This window comes from Streptomyces griseicoloratus (genome assembly GCF_014534645.1).
Classification (GTDB): domain Bacteria; phylum Actinomycetota; class Actinomycetes; order Streptomycetales; family Streptomycetaceae; genus Streptomyces; species Streptomyces griseicoloratus.
In genome coordinates this window covers 40,715-63,171 of sequence record NZ_JACVQF010000238.1, presented here as the reverse complement: position 1 = coordinate 63,171, position 22,457 = coordinate 40,715, and the positions used below count along the sequence as shown (strand labels likewise).

At 73.6% G+C, this 22,457-nt stretch carries 22 protein-coding genes; 11 read left to right on the top strand and 11 right to left on the bottom strand.

The window, feature by feature from the left end; translation table 11 throughout:
- The first annotated feature begins 30 nt into the window (after positions 1 to 30).
- Entirely contained in the window at positions 31 to 927 is an 897-nt protein-coding gene (locus tag H0H10_RS37785) for an alpha/beta fold hydrolase (RefSeq protein WP_188185743.1), read from the top strand.
- Between the two features lie 39 nt (positions 928 to 966).
- Here H0H10_RS37785 and H0H10_RS37780 read toward each other — a convergent pair whose 3' ends face one another.
- From H0H10_RS37780 to H0H10_RS37770, 3 genes are all read right to left on the bottom strand, one after another.
- Positions 967 to 2,574, bottom strand: a complete 1,608-nt coding sequence (locus tag H0H10_RS37780) for a transporter (protein WP_188185742.1) — start codon at positions 2,572 to 2,574, stop codon at positions 967 to 969.
- A complete protein-coding gene (locus H0H10_RS37775; RefSeq protein ID WP_188185741.1) occupies positions 2,571 to 3,347 on the bottom strand; it encodes an ABC transporter ATP-binding protein in 777 nt (258 codons plus the stop codon). Before H0H10_RS37775 ends, H0H10_RS37780 begins: the two co-directional genes overlap by 4 nt.
- Before the next feature lie 95 nt (positions 3,348 to 3,442).
- Positions 3,443 to 4,096 carry a bifunctional DNA primase/polymerase gene (locus tag H0H10_RS37770; RefSeq protein ID WP_188185740.1) on the bottom strand — a complete coding sequence of 218 codons (654 nt, stop codon included), beginning with the start codon at positions 4,094 to 4,096 and terminating at the stop codon, positions 3,443 to 3,445.
- Positions 4,097 to 4,359: 263 nt separating this feature from the next.
- On the opposite strand from H0H10_RS37770, the gene H0H10_RS37765 reads away from it, so the two are divergent.
- Positions 4,360 to 5,745 carry an NsdA family TPR-like regulatory protein gene (locus H0H10_RS37765; protein WP_188185739.1) on the top strand — a complete coding sequence of 462 codons (1,386 nt, stop codon included), beginning with the start codon at positions 4,360 to 4,362 and terminating at the stop codon, positions 5,743 to 5,745.
- Positions 5,746 to 5,946: 201 nt separating this feature from the next.
- Positions 5,947 to 7,569 carry a hypothetical protein gene (locus H0H10_RS37760; protein ID WP_309141996.1) on the top strand — a complete coding sequence of 541 codons (1,623 nt, stop codon included), beginning with the start codon at positions 5,947 to 5,949 and terminating at the stop codon, positions 7,567 to 7,569.
- 43 nt (positions 7,570 to 7,612) lie between these two features.
- Here the strand turns inward: H0H10_RS37760 and H0H10_RS37755 are convergent, their stop codons facing one another.
- On the bottom strand, positions 7,613 to 8,929 hold the full coding sequence (locus H0H10_RS37755; protein ID WP_188185738.1) for an ABC transporter substrate-binding protein: 1,317 nt from the start codon (positions 8,927 to 8,929) through the stop codon (positions 7,613 to 7,615).
- Between the two features lie 117 nt (positions 8,930 to 9,046).
- Here H0H10_RS37755 and H0H10_RS37750 point away from each other — a divergent pair, with 117 nt between their 5' ends.
- Both H0H10_RS37750 and purU read left to right on the top strand, forming a co-directional pair.
- Complete coding sequence (locus tag H0H10_RS37750; RefSeq protein WP_188185737.1) at positions 9,047 to 9,547, top strand: SCO4402 family protein; 501 nt, start codon at positions 9,047 to 9,049, stop codon at positions 9,545 to 9,547.
- Positions 9,548 to 9,593: 46 nt separating this feature from the next.
- On the top strand, positions 9,594 to 10,475 hold the full coding sequence (gene purU, locus H0H10_RS37745; protein WP_188185736.1) for a formyltetrahydrofolate deformylase: 882 nt from the start codon (positions 9,594 to 9,596) through the stop codon (positions 10,473 to 10,475).
- A 97-nt stretch (positions 10,476 to 10,572) separates the two neighbouring features.
- On the opposite strand, the gene H0H10_RS37740 is transcribed toward purU, so the two are convergent.
- Positions 10,573 to 11,979 carry a zf-HC2 domain-containing protein gene (locus H0H10_RS37740; protein ID WP_223181035.1) on the bottom strand — a complete coding sequence of 469 codons (1,407 nt, stop codon included), beginning with the start codon at positions 11,977 to 11,979 and terminating at the stop codon, positions 10,573 to 10,575.
- On the bottom strand, positions 11,976 to 12,557 hold the full coding sequence (locus H0H10_RS37735) for a sigma-70 family RNA polymerase sigma factor (RefSeq protein WP_188185735.1): 582 nt from the start codon (positions 12,555 to 12,557) through the stop codon (positions 11,976 to 11,978). Before H0H10_RS37735 ends, H0H10_RS37740 begins: the two co-directional genes overlap by 4 nt.
- A 369-nt stretch (positions 12,558 to 12,926) precedes the next feature.
- Here H0H10_RS37735 and H0H10_RS37730 point away from each other — a divergent pair, with 369 nt between their 5' ends.
- The 3 genes from H0H10_RS37730 to H0H10_RS37720 all read left to right on the top strand — a co-directional run bounded on the left by H0H10_RS37730 (position 12,927) and on the right by H0H10_RS37720 (position 15,132).
- On the top strand, positions 12,927 to 13,307 hold the full coding sequence (locus tag H0H10_RS37730) for an STAS domain-containing protein (RefSeq protein ID WP_188185911.1): 381 nt from the start codon (positions 12,927 to 12,929) through the stop codon (positions 13,305 to 13,307).
- Between the two features lie 181 nt (positions 13,308 to 13,488).
- On the top strand, positions 13,489 to 14,001 hold the full coding sequence (locus tag H0H10_RS37725; RefSeq protein ID WP_188185734.1) for an EF-hand domain-containing protein: 513 nt from the start codon (positions 13,489 to 13,491) through the stop codon (positions 13,999 to 14,001).
- Positions 14,002 to 14,667: 666 nt separating this feature from the next.
- Positions 14,668 to 15,132, top strand: a complete 465-nt coding sequence (locus tag H0H10_RS37720; RefSeq protein WP_188185910.1) for an ATP-binding protein — start codon at positions 14,668 to 14,670, stop codon at positions 15,130 to 15,132.
- 405 nt (positions 15,133 to 15,537) lie between these two features.
- On the opposite strand, the gene H0H10_RS37715 is transcribed toward H0H10_RS37720, so the two are convergent.
- Positions 15,538 to 16,599, bottom strand: a complete 1,062-nt coding sequence (locus H0H10_RS37715) for a GlxA family transcriptional regulator (RefSeq protein ID WP_188185909.1) — start codon at positions 16,597 to 16,599, stop codon at positions 15,538 to 15,540.
- A gap of 101 nt (positions 16,600 to 16,700) precedes the next feature.
- On the opposite strand from H0H10_RS37715, the gene H0H10_RS37710 reads away from it, so the two are divergent.
- Positions 16,701 to 18,014, top strand: coding sequence for an MFS transporter (locus H0H10_RS37710; RefSeq protein ID WP_188185733.1), 1,314 nt, complete (start codon positions 16,701 to 16,703; stop codon positions 18,012 to 18,014).
- A 29-nt stretch (positions 18,015 to 18,043) separates the two neighbouring features.
- Here the strand turns inward: H0H10_RS37710 and H0H10_RS37705 are convergent, their stop codons facing one another.
- Positions 18,044 to 19,237: a flavin-containing monooxygenase gene (locus tag H0H10_RS37705; protein ID WP_188185732.1), complete on the bottom strand. Its 1,194-nt coding sequence runs from the start codon at positions 19,235 to 19,237 to the stop codon at positions 18,044 to 18,046.
- Between the two features lie 139 nt (positions 19,238 to 19,376).
- On the opposite strand from H0H10_RS37705, the gene H0H10_RS37700 reads away from it, so the two are divergent.
- Entirely contained in the window at positions 19,377 to 19,988 is a 612-nt protein-coding gene (locus tag H0H10_RS37700; protein ID WP_188185731.1) for a GNAT family N-acetyltransferase, read from the top strand.
- A gap of 7 nt (positions 19,989 to 19,995) precedes the next feature.
- Here H0H10_RS37700 and H0H10_RS37695 read toward each other — a convergent pair whose 3' ends face one another.
- From H0H10_RS37695 to H0H10_RS37685, 3 genes are all read right to left on the bottom strand, one after another.
- Positions 19,996 to 20,661, bottom strand: a complete 666-nt coding sequence (locus tag H0H10_RS37695) for a pyridoxine/pyridoxamine 5'-phosphate oxidase (RefSeq protein WP_188185730.1) — start codon at positions 20,659 to 20,661, stop codon at positions 19,996 to 19,998.
- Between the two features lie 58 nt (positions 20,662 to 20,719).
- Entirely contained in the window at positions 20,720 to 21,145 is a 426-nt protein-coding gene (locus H0H10_RS37690; RefSeq protein WP_188185729.1) for a pyridoxamine 5'-phosphate oxidase family protein, read from the bottom strand.
- A 120-nt stretch (positions 21,146 to 21,265) separates the two neighbouring features.
- Positions 21,266 to 21,907 (bottom strand): LysE family translocator, encoded by a 642-nt coding sequence (locus H0H10_RS37685; protein WP_188185728.1) that lies wholly within the window; start codon positions 21,905 to 21,907, stop codon positions 21,266 to 21,268.
- An 82-nt stretch (positions 21,908 to 21,989) separates the two neighbouring features.
- On the opposite strand from H0H10_RS37685, the gene H0H10_RS37680 reads away from it, so the two are divergent.
- The gene (locus H0H10_RS37680; protein ID WP_188185727.1) at positions 21,990 to 22,442 is read left to right on the top strand and encodes an Lrp/AsnC family transcriptional regulator; all 453 of its coding nucleotides are present in this window, start codon (positions 21,990 to 21,992) and stop codon (positions 22,440 to 22,442) included.
- Positions 22,443 to 22,457 lie beyond the last annotated feature (15 nt).

Sequence of the window (22,457 nt, the reverse complement as noted above, 5' to 3'; positions counted from 1 at the left end):
TCCGAGCGGAGCTTGGGGGTGCCAGGACCTATGACGCGGCGTATCGACGTGACCGGCGCGGGCGGCGTACGGCTCGCCGCCTGGGAGTTCGGCGATCCTCCCAAGGCCGACCACGGTGACCCGGAGCGGGAGGCGGCCACCGGGCACGCGGAGAGCGGTTTCTCCGGCGTGCTGTTATTGCACGGCCTGATGGGCCGTGCCTCGCACTGGGCGCCCACGGCCCGCTGGCTCTCCGAGCGCCACCGGGCCGTCGCCCTCGACCAGCGCGGCCACGGCCGCAGCGAGAAGCCCCCGCGGGCCGCCTTCACCCGGGAGGCGTACGTCGAGGACGCCGAGGCCGCGCTCGAACAGCTCGGCCTGGGCCCGGCCGTCGTCATCGGCCACGCCATGGGAGCGCTGACCGGCTGGCAGCTCGCCGCCAAACGCCCCGACCTGGTGCGCGGCCTGATCGTCTGCGACATGCGGGCCTCCGCCCTCGGCGCCGCGTCGCAGCGCGAGTGGACCGAGTGGTTCCGTACATGGCCGGTCCCCTTCGCCACGCTCGCCGACGTACGCAAGTGGTTCGGCGAGGACGACCCGTGGGTGGAGCGCCCGAACCCGGCCAGGGGCGAGTTCTACGCCGAGGTGATGGCCGAGTCCCCGGACGGCTGGCGCCCCGTCTTCGACCCCGAGCAGATGCTCAAGTCCCGCGAGACGTGGGTCTACGACGCCCACTGGGAGGAGCTGGCCCAGGTGCGGTGCCCGACCCTGGTCGTCCGCGGCCTCGACGGCGAGCTGGGCCGCGCCGAGGCGCAGGAGATGGTCCGCGTGCTGCCGCACGGCCAGTACGCGGAGGTCGCCGACGCCGGCCACCTCGTCCACTACGACCAGCCGGAGGCGTGGCGGGCGGCCATCGAACCGTTCCTGGACGGTCTCCGGGAGGGCTGACCCCAAGACGGCGCCGGCCCTCCCGGGGGCGTCCCGGTGTCAGCCCTTGCTGACCGCGGTCAGGATCTCCGGCAGCCGCCGTGCCGTCTGCGGCGCGGCCAGCCGCAGCCCGAGCACGGTCATCCCGGCCCCGTAGACCGTGCCGACCGGCAGCAGCAGCCAGTCCCACGCGTCGCCGCCGGCGCTCACGTTCAGCCAGATCGTCAGCGCGATGACGGGCGCGCACAGCAGGGCAGCGCCGACCATGCCCCCGAAGATGGAGATCCAGGCGAGCCCGACCTGACCGGGCGCGACGTTCCGGTGCCCCTCCTGCGGGATGGAGTACGGGAAACGCGCGGAGGTCCACGCCCCGGTCGCCAGCATCGCGCCGAGCAGCGCGAAGGACAGCCCCAGCGCCTCCGGCAGCGTCCGCCAGTCGCCGAGCATCGCCGTCGTCAGGACGGTGACCAGGGTGGCGTACGGCAGGGTCACCAGCAGCAGGGCCAGCGCCCGGGCGCGCAGCTCGACGTAGGCGTCCCGCGTCGAGGAGATGGTCATCGCGACCATCCAGAACGCGGAGGTGTCCTGCCCGAACTGGTTGTACATCTGGATGCCGAGCATCCCGGCGGCGAAGCAGGCGAAGTACACCGACCCGGTGCCCTGCCAGGCGTTGAACACCGGCACGATCAGACCGATGGCCAGCGAGGTCACCCACGCCGCCTTGGTCTTGGGATCGCGCCACACGTACCGCAGCGTGCGTTCCATGGTGGTGCCGGTGCGGCCCGCCGGCAGCAGCCGGGCGAGCCCCGTCGCGCTGCGCTCGCGGGCGGGCCTGCCGTCCGTCTGCAGCGTCGAACCGTCCGGTGAGGTCATCAGCCGGGTCAGATGCCGCGCCCACACCCTCAGCAGCAGCACCAGGGCCGCCGCGGTCAGCGCCAGCTGGGCGGCCGCCACCCCGTACGAGCCGTCGCTCGCCGCGTCCACCGCGCCGATCGCCGAGGCGGGCGGCACCCAGCGCAGCACGTCGGCCGCCGGGTCGAGCTGTTCCAGACCGGACGAGCCCAGCCGCTGCGCACCGAAGTTGACCAGCTGCGCGCCGACGGCGACGACCAGCCCGCTCAGCACCGCGAGATCACGGCCCTTGCGGCTGGTCAGCAGCCGTACGTTGGCGGCGGCGACGGCCCGCGCGAGGGTCGCGCACAGCAGCAGCGCGAGGACGACGCCGACGACACCGACGGCGAACGCCGCCCCGCCGTGCGCGACCGCGATCACGGAACCGGCGAGCATGCACAGCGTGAACAGCGGCCCGGTGCCGACCAGCGAGGCCGCGAGCAGGGCCCGCACCAGGGGGCGGGGCCGCAGCGGCAGCATCACCAGCCGGGTGGGGTCGAGGGTCTCGTCGCCGCCGGGGAAGAACAGCGGCATCACCGCCCAGCCCAGCCCCAGCACGGCCACCAGCAGCACGACCAGCGAGTCCCCGTGCGCGAACCCGCGCAGCGCGATCAGGCCGATGAGCTGGAGCGCGGCGAAGAGCAGCACGACGACGGCAGAGGCGACGTAGGCGGCCCGCCGCCCGCCGGACTGCCGCAGCCCGTTGCGCAGCAGGGACAGTTTCAGCCGTATGAAGACGGACGTGACGGCGGCGGGGGAGGAGGCTTGCGCGGTCATCGGGCCCCGCCGCCCAGCCAGTCCAGGTCCGACCCGGCGTCCCGGCCGCCCGCACCGACGAGTTCGAGGAACGCCTGCTGCAACGAGGGCGCCTCACCGCGTACTTCGGCGAGCGTGCCGGTGGCGCGGATGCGGCCGGCGGCCATGACGGCCACCCAGTCGCACAGCGACTCCACCAGCTCCATCACGTGGGAGGAGAAGACGACGGTCGCCCCGGAGGCGGTGTAGCGCTCCAGGACACCCCGGATCGTCTGGGCCGAGACCGGGTCGACGCCCTCGAACGGCTCGTCCAGGAACAGCACTTCGGGGTTGTGCAGCAGGGCGGCCGCGAGCCCGATCTTCTTGCGCATGCCGGTCGAGTAGTCCACGACCAGCTTGTGCTGGGCGCCGGCCAGGTCCAGTACGTCGAGGAGCTGGGTGGCCCGCTTGTCGACCTCGGCGCCGGGCAGTCCGCGCAACCGCCCCGAGTACGCGAGCAGTTCCCGCCCCGACAGCCGCTCGAACAGCCGCAGCCCCTCCGGCAGCACCCCGATCCGGGCCTTGACCTCGACCGGATCACGCCACACGTCGTGCCCGACGACCTCGACCGAGCCCTGATCGGGCCGGAGCAGCCCGGTCACCATCGACAACGTGGTGGTCTTCCCGGCCCCGTTCGGCCCGACGAGCCCGATGAACTTGCCCGCGGGCAGCTCCAGATCGATCCCGGCCACCGCGACCTGCTGCCCGAACCGCTTCCAGAGCCCCCGCACCCGCACGGCGCTTGCATCCACCAACGTCTCCCTCCGTCAGGGGAAACCCTACGGGGAGAGAACCGCCCCGCCAGGGGCGCGGGACCGTGCTGATGTGCGGCTCCGCCGCGTGGGCGCCCCTAGCGATCCCTGCCGCACGCGTACGCCAACGGCGAGATCAACTCCTCCACGTCCGGCAGCCACCGGTTCGCGGGCGTCGGCCGGCAGGCCCACTGCACGGCCCCCCGCGTCCCGTACCGCGTCGGCGGCGCCGCGACGTACGAGCCCTCCCCCAGCGCGGTCAGATCGAGGGCCGGGGGAGACCAGCCCAGCTTGCGCACCAGCTCCGGCACCTTGGCGGCGGCCCCCGGAAGCACGAAGAACCGCATCCGCCGGTCCGGCGCCAGCGTCACCGGCCCCAGCGTCAGCTCCATCCGCTCCATCCGGGCGAGCGCCAGGAACCCCGCGCTCTCCGGCACGTCGATCGCGTCGAACGTACGCCCCGTGGGCAGCAGGATCGACGCCGCCGGCTGCTTCTGCCACATCCGGCGGGCGACGGTCGCGCTGCCCGTCGCCTGTGCCGCCCAGTCCGCGCGTGCCGGGTGCGCGCCCGGCACGGCGCACGCCGCGTCCCCGCAGGAGCAGCGCTGCACCCCGCCGACGGCCTCCAGCCAGGTGCCGGGGAACACGTCCCAGTGGCGGTCCTCGGCGTAGCGGACGGCGGTCTCCAGCAGCGACGCCCCGCGCTGCTGCGGAATCTGGGCGACTTGGGTGTCCGGGATGGTCTCTTCCACGTGGAGCTCAACTCCCGTGCCCACCCCGGGTTACGGCCCCCGCGCACGCGGGGGAGGAGCATCGGTTCCGCATCCGGGGCGCATGGGTGCACGTGCGGGGGCGCGCGGGAGGATCCGCGGCGGGAGCTGGGTAGCCAGGTGTGGGGCCGGCACCAGCCGTCACCCCGGCAATCCTCGCAAGCCTCGCATTGTCGGCAGACCGGCGGGGCATTGATCTTCACGGCCGGATCTTTTCGTTCCGCCGAGACAGCAGGGGGTACGCCATGGCCGCAAGGCCTCTCGTCGCGCGGCAGCCGAACGAACGGCTGCAGGCGCTCATCCAGGAAGCGGGCTGCTCCAACGCAGGGCTCGCCCGCAGGGTCAACATGTGCGGCGCCGAACACGGCCTCGACCTGCGGTACGACAAGACGTCCGTGGCCCGCTGGCTGCGCGGACAGCAACCGCGGGGCAGGGCACCGGCGATCATCGCCGAGGCGCTCGGACGCAAACTCGGCCGTACGGTCACGATCGACGAGATCGGCATGGCCAACGGCAAGAACCTCGCGTCGGGCGTCGGCCTCCAGTTCTCGCCGACGGTACTGGGGGCCATCGAGCAGGTCTGCGAGCTGTGGCGCAGCGACGTGGGGCGGCGGGACTTCCTGTCCGGCTCCTCCGTCGCCGCGTCCGCGCTGGTCGAACCCAGCCGGGACTGGCTGATCTCCGCTCCCGACTCGCAGGTGTCGCGCTCGGCCGGGCCCCGGGTGGGCCCGTCCGACGTGGCGGCCGTCCGCGCGATGACGCAGGCGCTGGTCGAACTGGACCACCAGTACGGCAGCGGGCATGTGCGCCCGGTGGTCGTGCACTACCTCAACAGCGTCGTCTCCGGGCTGCTCGCGGGCTCGTACCGGGAGGCGGTGGGGCGTGAACTGTTCGCCGCCGTGGCCCGGTTGACCGAGCTGGCCGGATACATGGCCGTCGACACCGGCCAACCGGGCCTGGCCCAGCGGTACTACATCCAGTCGCTGCGGCTTGCGCAGGCGGCCGGCGACCGCGGCTACGGCGGCTATGTGCTCGCCGCCTCCATGAGCCACCTGGCCGCACAGCTCGGAAACCCCCGTGAGATCGCGCAGTTGGCGCGCGCGGCGCAGGAAGGGGCGCGGGGACGGGTGACCCCGCGTGCGGAGGCGATGTTCCACGCCGCCGAGGCCCGCGGCCACGCGCTGCTCGGTGACGTACGGGCCGCCCAGGCGGCCGCCGGCCGCGCGGTCGGCGCCCTGGAGGCGGCCGATCCGGCCACGGGCGACGACCCGGCGTGGATCGCGCACTTCGACGAGGCGTACCTCGCCGACGAGTTGGCGCACTGTCACCGGGACCTCGGCCAGGCCGAGGCGGCGGCGCGGTGCGCGCGGCAGTCCCTGGACGGTCACCCCGAGTCGCGTGCCCGCAGGCGCGCCATCGGCTATGTGCTGCTGGCCACCGCGCAGGTGCAGCAGCGTGAGATCGAACAGGCCTGCAGCACCGGGCTGAAGGCCGTGGAACTCCTGGAGAACCTGCGCTCCAACCGGGGTGCGGAGTACCTGGAGGACTTCCAGCACCGGCTGGAGCCGTACCGGGAGGAGGCGGTGGTCAGGGAGTTCGGGGCGCGGCTCGACCTGCAGGCGGCCGCGTGAACGCCGGGCCCGCCGGCGTGTGAACGCGCGGGAAACTCCCGGGCGCAGAGCAGGGACGGACATCAACAGCGCTTCGCGGCCCGGTTTTGTTACTGCGGTCACAGGGAAAAAGATCAAGCCCGGTGCGGCGTGGCAGCGGGCTCGGGGTACCCGGTAGCGTGAGCCGACGATTCCGAAGGTCCCCCATTCGTAGGAGTCCCGGTGACGCAGAGTGGACAGGGCGAGGAGCCCTCGGCGCGGCACGCGCGCGAAGGCATCGTGCTGCCCTCCGACGGCAGTGCGCCCCTGCTGCCGGGCCCGATGGGGGCTCCGGCCGCCCCGCAGCCGGGCGGGCCCGCCCCCGCCGGGGCCCCGGCGGGCGGCCAGGCATGGGACCGGCCGTGGGGCCCGGAGCCGCAGCAGGGTCCCCAGCCCGGCCAGGAGTGGCCCGCTGCGCCCGGCGGGCCCTGGGGATCACCGGACCCCTCCCAGCAGGCCGCGCAGCACGCCTGGCCCGCGGCGCCCGGTGGCATGCCGCCCCAGGCCGGCCCCGGCCCGCTGCCCCCGGAGGGCGCGCAGCCCCCGGCCTACGGCACGCCCGGCCCGGCCTATGGCGCCCAGCCGGCCTACGGGACGAACGGCCACGTCTCCGCGCCGCTGCCCGCGGCCGACGAGGGCGCCACCCAGTACCTGCCGCCCGTCGCGGCCCCCGCGGACGAGGGGGCGACGCAGTACATACCCCCCGTCACGCCCGGGGCGCTGCCGCCCGAGAGACCCGTCGAGACGCCGTCCGAGGAGACGCGCTTCCTGGGCCGGGCACCGCAGCACCCCGCGGCCGGCCATCCGATGCACGCCGGTCCCGGCCCGCTACCGGGCGCCGGTCCCGCCCCCGCCGCCGGTCCCGACGCCGAGGCCACGCAGTACATAGCCCCCGTGCCCGGGGGACCCGCGGGCCCCGGGGCCCCCTACGGCGCCGCGCCGGGCGCCGACGAGGGCCGGCAGCCGCCCGCCGAGTTCGACAACCTCTTCCGCAGCGAGGCGGGCGGCGACAGCCCGGCCTCGGCCACCCAGCAGCTGCCCCGCTTCGACGAGCCGGGGCCCCCGCACCCCGCCGGCCGCTCCGGATACGCCCCGCAGGGCCCCGGCGGCGGCAGGGCGCGCAGCGGCTACGACGGTGACGGCGGCCGGGGCGGCCGGGGCGGGCGCACCGGTTCGCGTCTGCCGCTGCTCGCGGCCGTGGGCGTCGGCATCGCCGTCGTCGGCATCGGCGCCGGCGCGCTGCTGGCCGGCGGGGGCGGCGAGGACGACGAGGGCGGCAACCAGCCCGTGTCCGCGACGGCTCCCGCGACGTCGGAGGCGGCGTCCTCGTCCCCGTCGCCGTCCGCGGACCCGGTCCGGCAGCAGGCCGTGGAGCTGGACAAGCTGCTGGCCGACAGCGGCAGCAGCCGGACCGCGGTGATCAACGCCGTGGAGGACGTGAAGTCCTGCGACAACCTCGCCCAGGCGGCCAAGGACCTGCGCGACGCGGCCAAGCAGCGCACCGGGCTGGTCACGAGCCTGTCCCAGCTGTCCGTGGACAAGCTGCCCGCCCACGCCGAGCTGACCGCCGCGCTGACCAAGGCGTGGCAGGCGTCGGCGTCGGCCGACAACCACTACGCGGCGTGGGCCGACCAGACCGCGGGCAAGAAGGGCTGCAAGAAGGGCAAGGCCCGCGTCACCAGCCACACCCAGGCCGCCAACCGGGCGAGCGGCACCGCCAGCACGGAGAAGGCCAAGGCCGCCAAGCTCTGGAACGCGATCGCCAAGCAGTACGGCCTGACCGAGCGCCAGCCCACCCAGCTGTGAGACGTCCGGGCGGGCCCACCCGGCCCGCCCGCCCCGGTCCGGCTCAGGCCACGTCGGCGTTCTGCAGCGCCTGCGTGGTGTCGACGGAGCCCTTGCTGGCGGACACCAGCCGCCCCTGCCGTACCACCTGAAGCGTGACCTCGGTGTTGACCAGGCGCGGAAAGCCGACCGAGGCCAGTTTGTCCTGGAACTTCCACTGGAGCGTGGGCGTGAGCCCGCCCGTGCCGACCTTCAGCCCGTCGTCGAGGGCGTGGGTGATGGTGTCGGCGGTGATCTCGCCGTCGCCCAGCGACTCGACGATCTCCTTGAACGCGGTGTAGGCGATCCAGGTGGTCTGCACCCCGGCGTCCGCCGGGTCGATGCTGTTGTCGCCGAACGCCTGCTCCTCGATCACCTTCTTCATCCCGTCCCAGCGCCGGTCGCTCGACGCCGGGTACCAGCCGGTGACGTACGCCCCCTCGTACGGGCCGGACGCCCCGCCGGTCGCGTTGATCGTCGTCTGGTCGACGCTGCCGAGCACGGTGCCGGTCCGCACCTCGGGATAGTCCTGGCGGGCCCGCCGGAAGGAGTCCATGAACGTGCCGGTGCGGTCCCCGAGCGCGGGGACCACGCAGCCGGTCTCCGACGGGTCGGTGGTCGCCCGCTGCAGGGCCTGCTCGGACTGGCCGTCGTACTCGGTGGCGTCCTCCTCGGCCCGCTGGTCGTGGGCCGGCGCGTGCCCGCCCGAGGCCAGTCCCGAGTCGAGCAGCGCGGGCAGCTGGTCGCCGGCGATGGTGTCGGGGCGGATGAGCGTGACGGGACCGCAGTTGTCCGCGAGCGCGTCGCCGAGGCCGGCCAGCAGCGCGGGCTGGCCCCCGTTGACGGGGTAGGACAGCGGGCTGGTGAACTCGGTGTTGGTGATGCCGTAGCCGCCGATGTACGGGATTCCCGCGCCCTCCAGCGGGGGGAAGAACGCGTCGGCGTACTGGCTGTAGGAGCCGACGACCGCGACGACGTTCTCCTTGACGGCCTGCCGGGCGCACTTCGCGGCGGCCACGCTGTCGTTGTGGTCGTTGCAGGTCAGGACGTTCAGCTTGCGGCCGTTGATGCCGCCGTGCGCGTTGATCCAGCGTGCGTAGGCGCGGGCGAAGGCGGGCATGCCGGGCTTGTTGGTCGCTGCCGTCTCCTGCGGCGCCCAGGTCATGACGGTGATCGGGTCGTCCCCGGAGCCCCCCGTGGCACCGGGGACGATCCCGCAGCCGACGGCGAGCGACGCACACGCCACCAGCGCACCGGCGCTCAGTGCGCCGGTCCGGGTGGTCCGGGAGCGGCCGGGGAGGCCGCGGAGGGAAGTGCTGCGGTTGCGTCGCCTGCCGGTCATGCATCCGCACGATTCCGTCACACGGATAACCTGGGAGCGATCTCCGGTCAACGCAGGGTGACGCGGAGGTGAATTGCGGGGGCCGGTGAGACACGGGTGGAGGGGAACGTACGATCGATGACCGTGCAAGGTTCGGAGAAAGCTTCCCGTCGCGGCCGTCGCTCCTCCACCATGGGCGGCATGCCACTCAACGACATGCCGTGGTGGCGCTGGCGCAGCCAGGTGCGCTCCGCGCTGCACATGCTCTCCGACCCCGCCTTCCAGCGGGACGTCTGGCTGGCCGGTGTGGACGGCTACGGCGACGTGACCGACGCGGTGTACCGGCTGGTGGAGGACACCTGGCTGGATCACTGGTCCGCCGAGAAGTACGTCGGCACCATCTTCCGCGACTCCCAGGAGGCGGCCCTCGTCGACACCGCCGTCCTGCGCGTGCTGCGGATCATGCACCAGGTGGGACCCGACGCGCCGGTCCACGCCTACCTCGACCATCCGGACTGGCCGCAGGCGGTGCGGGCGGCCCGGGACGCGCACGTGCGGCTGGCCGCCGGTGACGGTGAGGACCCGGAGGCGGAGCCCCGCAGCCTGGAAGTCCTGCGGATCCTGACCCGGTCCGCCTGACGGGACGCACGCCGCCGGGGCGACCGGATATGGGACCCTGTCCTGCATGAACGAGCAGTCCTCCGCGGCCGCCGCCCCGGCCGACCAGTACGTCCTCACCCTGTCCTGCCCCGACAAGCAGGGCATCGTGCACGCCGTGTCCAGCTACCTGTTCATGACCGGCTGCAACATCGAGGACAGCCAGCAGTTCGGTGATCACGACACGGGACTGTTCTTCATGCGCGTCCACTTCTCGGCCGAGGCTCCGGTGACCGTGGACAAGCTGCGGGCCAGCTTCGCCGCGATCGGCGACTCCTTCCACATGGACTGGCAGATCCACCGGGCCGAGGACAAGATGCGCATCGTGCTGATGGTCAGCAAGTTCGGGCACTGCCTGAACGACCTGCTGTTCCGCGCCCGGATCGGTGCGCTGCCGGTGGAGATCGCCGCAGTGGTGTCCAATCACACCGACTTCGCCGAACTGGTGGGGTCCTATGACATCCCCTTCCACCACATCCCCGTGACGAAGGACACCAAGGCGGCGGCCGAGGCGCGGCTGCTGGAGATCGTCCGCGAGGAGAACGTGGAACTGGTCGTGCTGGCCCGCTACATGCAGGTCCTCTCGGACGACCTGTGCAAGCAGCTCAGCGGCCGGATCATCAACATCCACCACTCCTTCCTGCCGAGCTTCAAGGGCGCGAAGCCGTACCACCAGGCGCACGCCCGGGGCGTGAAGCTGATCGGCGCGACCGCGCACTACGTGACGGCCGACCTCGACGAGGGCCCGATCATCGAGCAGGAGGTCGAGCGGGTCGGCCACGACGCCACGCCGGACCAGCTGGTCGCCGTCGGGCGGGACGTGGAGTGCCAGGCGCTGGCGCGGGCCGTGAAGTGGCACGCCGAGCGGCGCATCCTGCTGAACGGGCGGCGGACGGTGGTGTTCGCCTAGGAGCTCGGGGAGTTCTGTTTCGCGGGCGGCTGGGGCAGCAGGTGGCCGAGAGCAACCACAACTCACCCGCAGCCGCCGACGAGCCCGAGACCCACCCCTACATCCGGCTCAAGCTCGCCGCGGCGAACAGCACGTCTCTGATCGCCTCCCGGTCGCCGTCCTGACCCGCTGCCGCTTCCGCAGGAGACACGTGGCCGGCGGCCAGTCGGCAGAACTCGACGCCGTCCAGCGCCACGTGCGCCACCTCGTGCTCGGCGGAGCCCACCGCGGCGGGGGAGTCCAGCGGGATGAACCACTCGCCGCCGCCCGAGCCCTCGATCTCCAGCCGCAGGCTGCGGCCCGGCTCGCCCGCCGCGACCAGGTGCCGGTGCCCGCCGGACGAGGCGAGCCCGGCCTGGCGGCGCGCCGCCAGCACACCGGGCAGCAGCCGGGCCGCGAGGTCGATCATGCCGTTCAGATGCCGCGGCGCCGGCGGCTCGTACGGGTAGTCCACGGCGTCGGCGATGTCCTCGGCGTGGACCCAGCACTCGAAGGCCCGGTCCAGCATCGCGTCGTGCAACGGCAGCTCGAAGTCGCCGTACGGGACGGGCATCCGGCCCGCGCTGCTGCCCGTGAACGACACCGTCCGGACGATGTCGTGGCTCTGCTCGCGCCACGGCCCCCGCACCGCTCGGGTGGGCGGGTAGTGCGAGGCACGCCAGTACGCCTCGGTGCGGCTCGCCGGTGCCGGGGCGGGCGCCACTATGTCGCCCAGGGGGTCGGCGAGGCCCAGCGCGACCGCGACCAGCCCGTCGACCGTCAGCAGGTGCGCGAGGACCCCCGCCACGGTGGTACGGCGGCTCGCGGCGCCGCCGGCCTCGAACCAGCGCAGCCGCACCGGCGCGTGCCACTCGGAGTCCCCGAAGTCCTGGAGCAGGGCGTCCAGCCGGGCCGTCTCGGCGTCGTACGGGGTGGCCCACTCGGGGACCGGGATGCGTGGCGGGCGCCGCTCCAGGCAGCCCTCCAGGACGCGGGTGCGCAGGGCGGGGTCCAGGTCGAGGCTCTCCGGGCGCTGGAGCAGTACGACGGCCTCGCGCAGGCGCAGCGCCTCGTCGGCGCAGGCACCGCACTCGCCGAGGTGCTCCTCGACGGCCGCCGACTCCTCCGGGGAACAGGCGGCCAGCGCCCACGCCCCGAGGAGCGACTTCAGCACCGGGTGCTCCAGCAGGAGCGGCCCGGACCGGCCCGCCGCGGGCAGCGGCAGCCCGCCGTCCTCCACGGACACCCTCGGCAGCGGTATGCGCGGCGGCGGTCCCGGCCCGCCGGCCGGGTCCTCCGCCTCGTCCCGTCCGCCCTTTGGCCCGGGGTTCTCCGCCTCGTCCCGTCCGCCCGCCGCCCCGGCGCTCTCCGTGTCCGGCGGCACGTCACCGTCCCCGGGCTTCCGGTTTCCCCCGGGCCCGGAGGCGTCGTGTCCGGTTGCCTCGGGGCCGTCGTGTCCCTCGTTCTCCTCGTACGCGCCGCTCATGCCGCACCCCCGTAACCGGGCGGGGCCCCGGGGGAGCCGGCGTCGTGGGCCGTGGCGAGCAGCTGAAGGCCCAGGCGGAGGCGGCGGCGGGCCTCGTCCTCGGTGACGCCGAGGTCGGCGGCGGTCTGGCGGTAGTCACGGCGCTGGAAGTAGGCCAGCTCCAGGGCGGCCCGCAGCGGGGCCGGCATGGCCTGGACGATGTAGTCGGCGCGGGCCGCGACCGAGGCGTGGCGCACCTTGCGCTCCAGTTCCTCGGCGCTGCCGGGCCCGCCGCTCGCCAGGGCCGCCGTCTCGGTGTCGCGCAGCCGCCGCACGGCCAGGCGGTGGGTCAGCGTGGCGATCCAGGTGCGCAGCGGGCCCTGCTTGGGGTCGTAGGCGTCGGGATGCTCCCAGACGTGCGCGAAGACGTCGCGCGTGACGCCGTCGGCTGCCTGCTCGTCGTCCAGCACGCGGTGCGCGAGGCCGTGCACGAGCGAGGCGAACCGGTCGTAGAGCTCGCCGAGGGCGGCGGCTTCCCCGCGGGCGAGTCGCTGCTGCATCTTGCGGTCCCAGCGGAGCGGCACGTCCTGCTTCGCCATGCGGTCCCTCACCCCCCTGTCCGTGCCCGCCGGCCGGGCCGGTCCCGTTCCGGCATCCAGCGTGCTGCCACCGTCTCCTCGAATCTAGTCGGCACGTCCGACAACGCACGCCCCTTTGTGTCATTGCGCGCCCGGCACGGGCCGCTGGTGGTAGGGGTCACGCCCGCCTCTCTCCGCCGCGTCTACCCTTCATGCTGCGACCGGATTCGATCGAACAGGATCGAAACCGTCTGAAACAAGCCTTTTCTTGTCGACTCTCGTTTCCGCGGGAGTGTTTGCGGGCACCGCCGGTGGGCAGGCGCGCGCCCAAGAAGCGTAGGCGCGGCTTCCGTTTCAGGTGATTGCAGAACGTACCGGCGAATGAAGGGCATGGTGGTGGCGTTCAACGTGACCGGCGGCGAGCAGGGCCACTGGGCCGTGCTCCACGTGTCGGGCGAACTGGATCTGGTGACGTCACCGGTGCTGCGCCAGCGCGTGCACGACGCGGTGGCCGAGGGACGGCACAGTCTCGTCCTCGATCTGTCCGACGTCCTGTTCTGCGACTCCAGCGGGGTCGGCGTCCTCATAGCCTCCCGGCGGCTGATCCGCTCCTGCCAGGGCCGGCTGCGGCTCATCCTGCCGGCCCGGGGCGCGGCCGACGGATCCCACGTCAACCGGGTGCTCGGCGCGCTGGGGGTGCGCCGGCTCTTCGACGTCCACCCCGACCTCGCCTCGGCGACCGGCGACGAGCCCCGGCCGCTGTCCGCCTAGTCCCGCCCCCTGGTCCCCCCGCCGCCGGGTCGCTCGTGTCCCGTTTCCGCCACACCCTTGTCCCGGAATTCACCCGGTCCTGGCACAGGCGTCGCTTTCCGGCTCCCGGGCCGTCCCCGGCGTCGTACGCTCCGTCCGAGAATCACCCACCGACGTGAGACGTGAGGCGGCCAGAAAAGAGATGGTCAGCAGCGAGAACGAGCGCAGGATCGCAGCCCGGTTCGCCACCTTCGACCAGGACGGCAACGGCTACATCGACCGCGAGGACTTCAGCGGAGCGGCCAAGGCGCTGCTCGCCGAGTTCGGCATCACGGCCCGCTCGGACAGGGGCCAGGCCCTGTACGGGGGCGCCGAGGCCTTCTGGCAGGGCATGGCGGGCATCGCGGACCGGGACGGCGACCAGCGCATCACGCGCGAGGAGTTCGTCACCGGCGCGGTCAAGCGGCTGCGGGACAACCCCGACCGGTTCGCGGAGATCGCCCGCCCGTTCCTGCACGCGGCCCTGGACGTCGCCGACACCGACGGCGACGGGGCCGCCACCGTCGAGGACGCCGCGCGGGTGCTCACCGTCCTCGGCGTGCCCGAGGACGTCGCCCGGTCGGCCGCCGCCGCGCTCGACACCGACGGCGACGGCAGGATCGGGGAGGCGGAGGTCGTCCCGGCCTTCGCCCGCTACTTCACCGTCCCCGAATAGCGTTGGCCCGCGCCACGGCGGAACGGCGCCCCGGCGGCTCGTACTTGAGCGGCCGCCGGGGCGCCGCGCAACACGCCCGGGTGCGTACCCGACGTGCGGACCCCTTCACGAAGAGTGACCAAGCGTCCGCCGCCGGCCGGTTGCCCGGAACGGGCGAACCGCCCCTGGGCTGCGACGTCTTCGGCGACGCCCGCTCGGATGTCGCGGATTGTGGCATGCCGGAATCACGGAGAGTTGATATGGGGTTGTGCCCGGCCGACGACCCGTCACGGCCCGGAGTCGACTCCGGGCTCGGGTACCTTGTGTGAGATGCGAGTGGTCACGAGCGCGAGCCGTGCCGGTGCCGCCCCCGGGGCGGCTCCGGATCCGGCGGTGCGCGCCTGTGTTCGCGGGGCAGAACGGCCTTCGGCCGCTGCCTGTTCGACTCCCCTCGGCGAGCGTCGCACAGTATGCCGCACGGGTACTCCTTCGCGCTGGAATATGCCCGAAGCGCTTGTTGGGGTGACTGTACGTCAACCATGCTGTCTCACAAGGGACTCACGTTCCGTGATCCCCGACTCGGCCGTTGTTCTGGTCATGCAGAAAATGGCTACGATCGTGGCCCTCGTGAGGCGCGAGCCTTTGTGTCCGCCGGTTCGGATGGTGTGAGCGGTGCAGGTGCTTCAAGTGCAGCTGGAGATCCGGCCCGACCCCGCGGAGGTGGGGCGGGCGCGGCGGTGGGCGCGCTCGCGGCTCGCCGGGTCCGGGATACGGGACGACGAGACGCTCGCCGAGACGCTGGTCCTGCTCGTCTCCGAACTCGTCACCAACGCCGTGGTGCACACCGGCTGCCCCGCCGTGCTGCGGCTGTCCCTGCCGGGCGCCGTGACCGAGGAGGCCACGGTGCGCCTGGAGGTGGACGACACCAGCGACCGCGCTCCGGTGCCGCGGTGTGTGGACGGTGACGAGACCGGCGGCCGCGGTCTCGCCCTCGTCGACGGCCTCGCCGACCGCTGGGGCTGGAGCCGCGAGGGCGCCGGCAAGCGGATCTGGTGCGAACTGGACCGCTGTGCCGCCGGCCGCCGGGAACCGGCGCAGGTCTGCGACGGCGGCCAGGTGGCGTACGAGGGACTCGCGTACGAGGCGGTGTAGGGGCACGGGGGCACGGCTGACCGGCCTTCTGGACCCGGGGGCGCCTGAATGCGCCGGTGTGTGCTTCCGTGCGCGTCCGTCCTGAGCAGGATGTATGTGATGAATCCCCTTTCGGGTGTTGACGGCGCGTGACCGTTTGATCACTCTGGTGATCGACGATTCGCCGTGAGGGGACGCCGAGGGCTCGGTGACGGGAGCCCTCGACGAGTGTGAGTCGTGATTCGGCGCCGGTTCCCTCGGGGGGTGCGGGGAACCGGGGCGGGAGCGCCGGAGTCGGTGGCGGCGCGCGGTGCCGTGCTCGGGGCGGACAGCGCCGCGCCGCCGGCCGTCCCGTTCTCCACAGGCTGTGGACAGAGGTTCGGGACCGCGGCCCGCCGCGCCACCGGGGAGGGAACGCCCGGCCGGTCAGCGGACGGCCTCCGCGCCGTGGAAGGTGCCGGAGGCGTCGCGGGCGCGGCCCCCGGCCCGGAAGGTGTTCCGGTACGCGGTGGGGGTGACCCCGAGTGCCGCTTGCAAGTGCTGCCGCATCGACTGGGCCGTGCCGAAGCCCGCGTCGCGCGCCACCCGGTCGACGGACAGATCGGTGGACTCCAGCAGGTGCCGGGCCCGTTCGACGCGCTGCCGGGTCAGCCACTGCCCCGGGCTGATGCCGACCTCCTCGCGGAAGCGTCGCGTGAAGGTGCGCACGGACATGGACTCCTGCTCGGCCATGTCCCGCAGCTGGATCGGCTCCTGGAGCCGGCCCAGCGCCCAGGCGCGGGCGTTGGTCGTGGACGACTGCTGCGGGTCGGGGACCGGCCGCTCGATGTACTGCGCCTGCCCGCCGTCGCGATAGGGCGGTACGACGGTGCGGCGGGCCACCTCGTTGGCGACGGCGGTGCCGTGGTCCCGGCGCACGATGTGCACGCACAGGTCGATCCCGGCCGCCACCCCGGCCGAGGTCAGCACGTCGCCGTCGTCGATGAACAGCACGTCCGCGTCCACCCGGACCTTGGGGAAGAGCCGCTGGAAGTGCTCGGCGGAGGCCCAGTGCGTGGTCGCGGGGCGGCCGTCGAGGTAACCGGCGGCGGCGAGGACGTAGCCACCGGTGCAGATGGCGACGAGCCGGGTGCCGGGGCGGACCAGGGCGAGCGCGGCGGCCAGTTCCGGGGTCAGCACCCCCTCCTCGTGGACCGGGCCGAGCTCGTAGGAGGCCGGGACGACGACGGTGTCGGCGGTGGCCAGGGCCTCGGGGCCGTTCTCGACCAGGATGGCGAAGTCGGCGTCGGTCTCCACCGGCCCCGGCGGGCGGACCGAGCAGGTGACGACCTCGTACAGCCGGCGCTTCCGCCCGTCCCGGGCGCGGCCGAAGATGCGCTGCGGGATGCCCAGTTCGAAGGGGAGCAGCCCGTCGAGGGCGAGGACGACGACGCGGTGCGGCCGGAAGCCCCGGCCGGGACCCGTGTCCCGATCCGTTTCCTTCTCCATGGCCCGGTCCTTCATGGCTCGATCCTCCATGGCCCGATCCTAGCGAACACTGTCTGCCGGGCCACTCGATCGAAAGCGTTCCGCATCGGAAGCTCGATGACGTGACCCAGACAACCGACACCGCAACCGCCGTGGGACAGCCCGAGGACGCCCGACCGCCGCGCCGCATCCGGGTGCACCGCGCCTGGTTCGTCGCCGCCGTCACCTTCGTGACGATCATCGGCGCCGCCGCCTTCCGGTCCGTGCCCGGCCTCCTCATCGATCCGCTGCACCAGGAGTTCGGCTGGTCGCGCGGCACGATCGGCGCCGCCGTCTCCGTCAACCTCGCTCTGTACGGGCTCACGGCCCCCTTCGCCGCGGCGCTGATGGACCGCTTCGGCATCCGGCGCGTGGTCGCGGTCGCCCTCACGGTCATCGCGCTCGGCTCCGGCCTGACCGTGTGGATGAACTCGGCCTGGCAACTGCTGCTGTGCTGGGGCCTGCTGGTCGGCCTCGGCTCCGGCTCGATGGCGCTGGCCTTCGCCGCCACCGTCACCAACCGCTGGTTCACCGAGCGGCGCGGCCTGGTCAGCGGCATCCTCACCGCCGCCTCCGCCTCGGGCCAGCTGATCTTCCTGCCGGTGCTGTCCTGGATGGTCGAGCACCACGACTGGCGCCCGGCGGCCGTCACGGTCGCGCTCGCCGCCCTCGCCGTCGTCCCCTTCGTCTGGCTGCTGCTGCACGACCACCCCGCGGACGTCGGCCAGAAGCCCTACGGCGCCAAGGAGTTCGTACCCAAGCCCGCGCCCGTCCCGGGTGCCGCCCGCCGCGCGCTCACCGTCCTCTTCTCGGCGGTCCGCACGGGCCCGTTCTGGCTGCTGGCCGGCACCTTCGCGATCTGCGGCGCCTCGACCAACGGCCTCATCCAGACCCACTTCGTGCCCGCCGCCCACGACCACGGCATGCCCGTGACGGCCGCCGCCTCGCTGCTCGCGGTCATCGGCGTGTTCGACGTGGTCGGCACGATCGCCTCCGGCTGGTTCACCGACCGCTTCGAACCGCGCCGCCTGCTCGCCGTCTACTACGCCCTGCGCGGCGTCTCCCTCCTCTTCCTCCCCATGCTGCTGGCGCCCAGCGTCCACCCGCCGATGATCTTCTTCATCGTCTTCTACGGCCTCGACTGGGTCGCCACCGTGCCGCCCACCCTCGCGCTGTGCCGCGAGCAGTACGGCGACGACAGCGCGATCGTCTTCGGCTGGGTCCTCGCCTCCCACCAGGTGGGCGCCGCCCTCGTCGCCTTCCTCGGCGGCGTCGCCCGCGACACCTTCGGCTCCTACGACGTCGTCTGGTACGCCTCCGGCGCCCTGTGCGCGGCAGCGGCCCTGATGGCCCTGGTCATCCGCCGCCGCCCGACTCCGACCCCGGCGCTGCCCTGACCGGGCACCGCCGCCGGGGTGGCGGGTGCTCAGCCCGTTAGCCGTGGGACGCGGTCGCCGGCGTTCTTCGTGACGGCTCGGGCGATGCGTCGTGCGTCGATCGAGAGTTCGCGGAGCATGCCGCTGATGGGGTTGGTGAAGCCGGTGAAGTACAGGCCGGGGGCGTCGGGCCGGGTGCGGCCGCCGTGCAGCAGTGGTCTGCCCGCCGCGTCGAGGACGCCGAGGTGGCCGACCAGGTCCTCCAGGCCCCGCCGGTAGCCGGTGGCCGCGATCACCGCGTCGGGGGCGGTGCGGGTGCCGTCGGCGAGGAGCACCTTGCCGGCCTCGAAGCCGTCCACGGCGGCGACGACCTCCACCCGGCCCCGGCGCACGGCGTCGATCAGTCCCGCGTCCTGCACCGGGATGGCCCCCTCGGCCACCCTGCTGTAGAGGCCGGTGTCCGGCCGGGGCAGTCCGTGCGGCGACAGGTCGGGCACGCTCAGCCGGGCCACCGGACGGGCGAGCCGGTCGACCAGGCCGACGGGCAGCCGGCGGACCAGGACGCCCGTGTACTGGGCGGGCCAGCCGGCCGTGGCGCGGCGGACGATGTGCGGGGCCGTGCGCACGGACAGCCGCACCCGCGAGGCGCCGCCCTCCACCAGGTCCACGGCGATCTCGGCGCCGGTGTTGCCCACCCCGACGACCAGGACGTCGCGGCCCGCGTAGGGAACCGGGTTGCGGTAGGCGGAGGCGTGCAGGAACTCCCCGGTGTACGTGTCGCGGCCGGGCCATTGCGGCACGTACGGGGTGTGGTTGTACCCGGTGGCGACCACGACCGCCGTGCCGGTCAGCCGGCGGCCGCCGGTGGCGTGCAGCAGCCAGCCGGTGCCGTCGGGCGTGCGCTCGACGCGGGAGACCTCGACGCCGGTCACCACCTCCAGACGGTGGTGCTCGGCGTACTTCTCCAGGTACCGGACCACGTCGTCGCGGGCCGGCCACCGTCCGAAGCGGCGGGGCATCGGCAGCCCGGGCAGCGAGGACAGGCGGCGGGTGGTGTGCAGACGCAGCCGGTCGTAGTGGCGCCGCCAGGACGCGCCGACGCGGTCGGACCGCTCCAGGACGACGGCCCGTACACCCCGGGCGCGCAGGGCGTACGCGGTGGCGAGGCCGCCGGGCCCACCGCCGATGACGTACACGGGGCGGTCCGCGGGCGGGAGTCCGGCGGACGCGGTGGAGTCGGGCATGCCGCGAGCGTAATCGCGCGCCCGGCTTGATGGGCCTCGGTCAAGACCGAAATGCCGTTGCGGATTGGTCACGTCCCCCGGCCCCGTTTCACGGGAAACCGACGGGCAGTTCCCGGCAGGGGTCGGATTGAATGACCCAATGGCCCACACACGCATGCGCACCCTCGCCCCCTCCCTCACCGAACCACGCGGGTACGGCCTCAGCCTCCGCGCCTGGGACGCCGGCTCCGCCGCCGACGTGGAGACCTGGCTGCGCGGCTACCTGGACCCCGAGTTCCAGCGCTGGAACACCCCGTTCAGACTGGTCACGGACATCGCCGGCGCCCGCGAGTCGCTGCGCGCCCGGGCCCGGGACGCCGCCGAGGGCAGATCCGCCTCCTTCCGGATCACGGACGAGGAGAGCGGCACGGCACTCGGGCACATCGGCGTCAACGAGATCAACCCGCCCCTGAGACTCGCCCGCGTCGGCTACTGGGTGCTGCCCGAGGCCCGTGGCAGGGGCGTCGCCACCCGTGCCCTGCTCCTCGCCTCGCACTGGGCCTTCACGGAACTCGGCCTGTACCGGCTGGAGCTCGGCCACGCGGTCGGGCACGACGTCTCCTGCCGGGTCGCCGAGCGGTGCGGGTACGCCTACGAGGGCACCCTGCGCGGGGCGATGTTCGAGGCCGGCCGGCACGACGTCTTCCGGGACGCGCACCTGCACGCCCGGCTGGCGGTGGACGCGGTGCCCGCCGCGCCCGACGGGCGGTGACCGCCCCTCACGGCCACAGCAGCTCCCTGCTCCAGCCCTCCTCCGCCCGCCGGTAGGCCAGCCGTACATGCCGACGGCGCTCCTCGCCCTGGAAGAACTCCACCTCGTCGGGCTCCAGCCGGTACAGCGTCCAGGACGGAACGGGCGCGTCCGGCTCCCGCCCGGCCCGGTCCCAGGCGGCCTCGGAGGCGCGGGCCAGCTCCTGCAGCGAGCCCAGGGGCTCGCTCTGCCGCCCGGTGAGGGCGGCGGCCAGGGCACCGGCCGAGCGGGCGTGCAGATCGGCCTGCGCCTCCTCCGGCGGGGCGACGGCGACGGGTCCGCGCACGCGCACCTGGCGTCCCAGCACCGGCCAGTAGAAGACGAGCGCGGCGTACGGGCGGGCGGCGAGGTGGCGGCCCTTGCGGCTGTCGGCGTGCGTGGCGAAGGACCAGCCGTCCGCGTCCGCGCCGTGCAGCATCACGATCCGCACGTCGGGCAGGCCGTCCGCGTCCGCCGTGGCCAGCGACACGGTGTGCGGCTCGGTCTGCCCGGCCGCCACCGCCTCGGCGAACCACTGCGCGAACAGGGGCAGGGGTTCGGCGGGAGCACCCGCCGGGTCGAAGGCGGGCAGCTCGGTGACGGCGGGGTCCCACACCCGCAGTGACCTCAGGAGCTCGTGAAGATCGGTTCCCATGCGCCCGATTGTCGCGTGCCGCCCGATCGCCGCGTACTGCTCGCCGCGCGCGTCGGGCTCACAGCGAGCCGAGGTCGGACGACACCCAGTGCTCGGGCCGCATGCGCAGGACGACCTGATCGCCGTGGTTCTTCCAGGCGAAGTCGACATAGCCGTCGACCTTCTCGGCCGGCAGATAGCGGGCGGCGATCTCCCGCAGCCGCTCGACGGTGGCGGGAACCGTCTCGACGACCGGCCCCTCCACCGACACGTACCGGATGGTCGGCTCCAGCCGGTCGACCATCAGCGAGAACCGTCCCGCCGCCTTGATCAGCCGGTGCTTGCGGCTGTCCAGCCCGGTCAGGATCCACACATCGCCGCCGGGTTCGTAGCCGTACCAGATCGGCACGGTGAGCGGGGCGCGTCCCGCCTCCGCGTCGACGGCGATCGCGGCGATGTGGGGCTCGGCCAGGAACGTCTCACGCTCTTCGCGGGTCAGGGCCATGACGGTCTCCTCCAGCGGTTCGGGCCTTCACGAAGACGGGAACACCGGCCCCGCGGGCGGGTGTTCCCCGTCGCTGCCATGAGACCCCGGCGGACCGCCCGCCGCGCGGTGCCACGCCCGTCACAGCGTCGCCAGTCGCTGCACCAGCAGCAGTGCCCCGATGCCCAGCATCGCGGCGCCGGAGGTACGGGTGACCGCGCGGGCCGCGGCCGGCCGGGCGCCCAGCACGGCACGGGCGGCCAGACCGACCGTGAGGTAGACGGCGGCGCAGCACGCCATGTGCAGCAGGCCGAGGACGACGGTCTGCGCAGGGACCGGCAGACCCGCACCGCTCCCGGTGACCAGGAACTGCGGCAGCACGGAGAGGTAGAGCAGCAGGCCCTTGGGATTCAGCCCGCTGATCGTGGCGCCGCGCAGGAAGACACGTCCCCTGGATCCGGTGCGTCCCTCCACGGCGCCGGTCTCCCCGGCGGCCCCCGGAGTGCCGGGGCGGCGCAGCACCCCCCACCCCAGCCACACGAGGTACGCCGCCCCCACCACCGTCAGCGCCGTCAGCAGGGCCGGCGACCCGGCCACGAGGACCGCGAGACCGGCTGCCGCGAGCACGGTGTGCAGCGCGTACCCGGTGACCAGACCGCCCACCGCCCACGTCACCGCCCGGTCGCGCAGACCGGCGGAGATCGCGTACGCCCAGTCCGCGCCCGGCACGCACACCAGCAGGAGGTCCAGGGCGAGGAAAGAAAGGAGGGTTCCCGAGTCCATGCCGGGAAGATTAGGCGGAGATGTACGAAAAGTGTTCCCGAAGTTTGCTGGGCAAAGGCGCAACAGTGGAAGAATCTTCTCCATGGACGACATGGACCGGAAGATTCTTGCCGAGCTGCAGCAGGACGGGCGGCTGACCGTGACCGAGCTGGCCGCGCGGGTCCGGCTGAGCGTCTCGCCGTGTCACCGGCGGCTGCGGGAACTGGAGCGGGCGGGGGCGATCCGCGGCTACCGCGCGGTCGTGGACCCGGCGGCCGTCGGGCTGACCTTCGAGGCGCTGGTCTTCGTGTCGATGCGGCAGGAGGACCGGGACACGGTCGCCGGTTTCGAGCGGGCGGTCGGAGAGGTGCCCGAGGTGGTCGAGGCCCAGCGGCTGTTCGGCGAACCGGACTACCTGCTGCGGGTCGTCGCCGCCGACCTCGCGGCCTACCAGCGGCTCTACGACGAGCGGCTCGCCACCCTTCCCGGTGTGCAGCGGCTGACGTCGACGCTGGTGATGAAGCACGTGGTGAAGGACCGGCCACTGCCGGCCTGACAGCGCAACAGGCGG

Coding starts and splice junctions, on each gene's coding strand:
- H0H10_RS37695 (WP_188185730.1), bottom strand. CDS start 20,661: ATGGGAACCGATCTTCACGAGCTCCTGAGGTCACTGCGGGTGTGGGAC.
- H0H10_RS37680 (WP_188185727.1), top strand. CDS start 21,990: ATGGACGACATGGACCGGAAGATTCTTGCCGAGCTGCAGCAGGACGGG.
- H0H10_RS37725 (WP_188185734.1), top strand. CDS start 13,489: ATGGTCAGCAGCGAGAACGAGCGCAGGATCGCAGCCCGGTTCGCCACC.
- H0H10_RS37785 (WP_188185743.1), top strand. CDS start 31: ATGACGCGGCGTATCGACGTGACCGGCGCGGGCGGCGTACGGCTCGCC.
- H0H10_RS37690 (WP_188185729.1), bottom strand. CDS start 21,145: ATGGCCCTGACCCGCGAAGAGCGTGAGACGTTCCTGGCCGAGCCCCAC.
- H0H10_RS37735 (WP_188185735.1), bottom strand. CDS start 12,557: ATGGCGAAGCAGGACGTGCCGCTCCGCTGGGACCGCAAGATGCAGCAG.
- purU (WP_188185736.1), top strand. CDS start 9,594: ATGAACGAGCAGTCCTCCGCGGCCGCCGCCCCGGCCGACCAGTACGTC.
- H0H10_RS37750 (WP_188185737.1), top strand. CDS start 9,047: ATGACCGTGCAAGGTTCGGAGAAAGCTTCCCGTCGCGGCCGTCGCTCC.
- H0H10_RS37705 (WP_188185732.1), bottom strand. CDS start 19,237: ATGCCCGACTCCACCGCGTCCGCCGGACTCCCGCCCGCGGACCGCCCC.
- H0H10_RS37715 (WP_188185909.1), bottom strand. CDS start 16,599: ATGGAGAAGGAAACGGATCGGGACACGGGTCCCGGCCGGGGCTTCCGG.
- H0H10_RS37765 (WP_188185739.1), top strand. CDS start 4,360: ATGGCCGCAAGGCCTCTCGTCGCGCGGCAGCCGAACGAACGGCTGCAG.
- H0H10_RS37740 (WP_223181035.1), bottom strand. CDS start 11,979: ATGAGCGGCGCGTACGAGGAGAACGAGGGACACGACGGCCCCGAGGCA.
- H0H10_RS37700 (WP_188185731.1), top strand. CDS start 19,377: ATGGCCCACACACGCATGCGCACCCTCGCCCCCTCCCTCACCGAACCA.
- H0H10_RS37755 (WP_188185738.1), bottom strand. CDS start 8,929: ATGACCGGCAGGCGACGCAACCGCAGCACTTCCCTCCGCGGCCTCCCC.
- H0H10_RS37780 (WP_188185742.1), bottom strand. CDS start 2,574: ATGACCGCGCAAGCCTCCTCCCCCGCCGCCGTCACGTCCGTCTTCATA.
- H0H10_RS37685 (WP_188185728.1), bottom strand. CDS start 21,907: ATGGACTCGGGAACCCTCCTTTCTTTCCTCGCCCTGGACCTCCTGCTG.
- H0H10_RS37730 (WP_188185911.1), top strand. CDS start 12,927: ATGGTGGTGGCGTTCAACGTGACCGGCGGCGAGCAGGGCCACTGGGCC.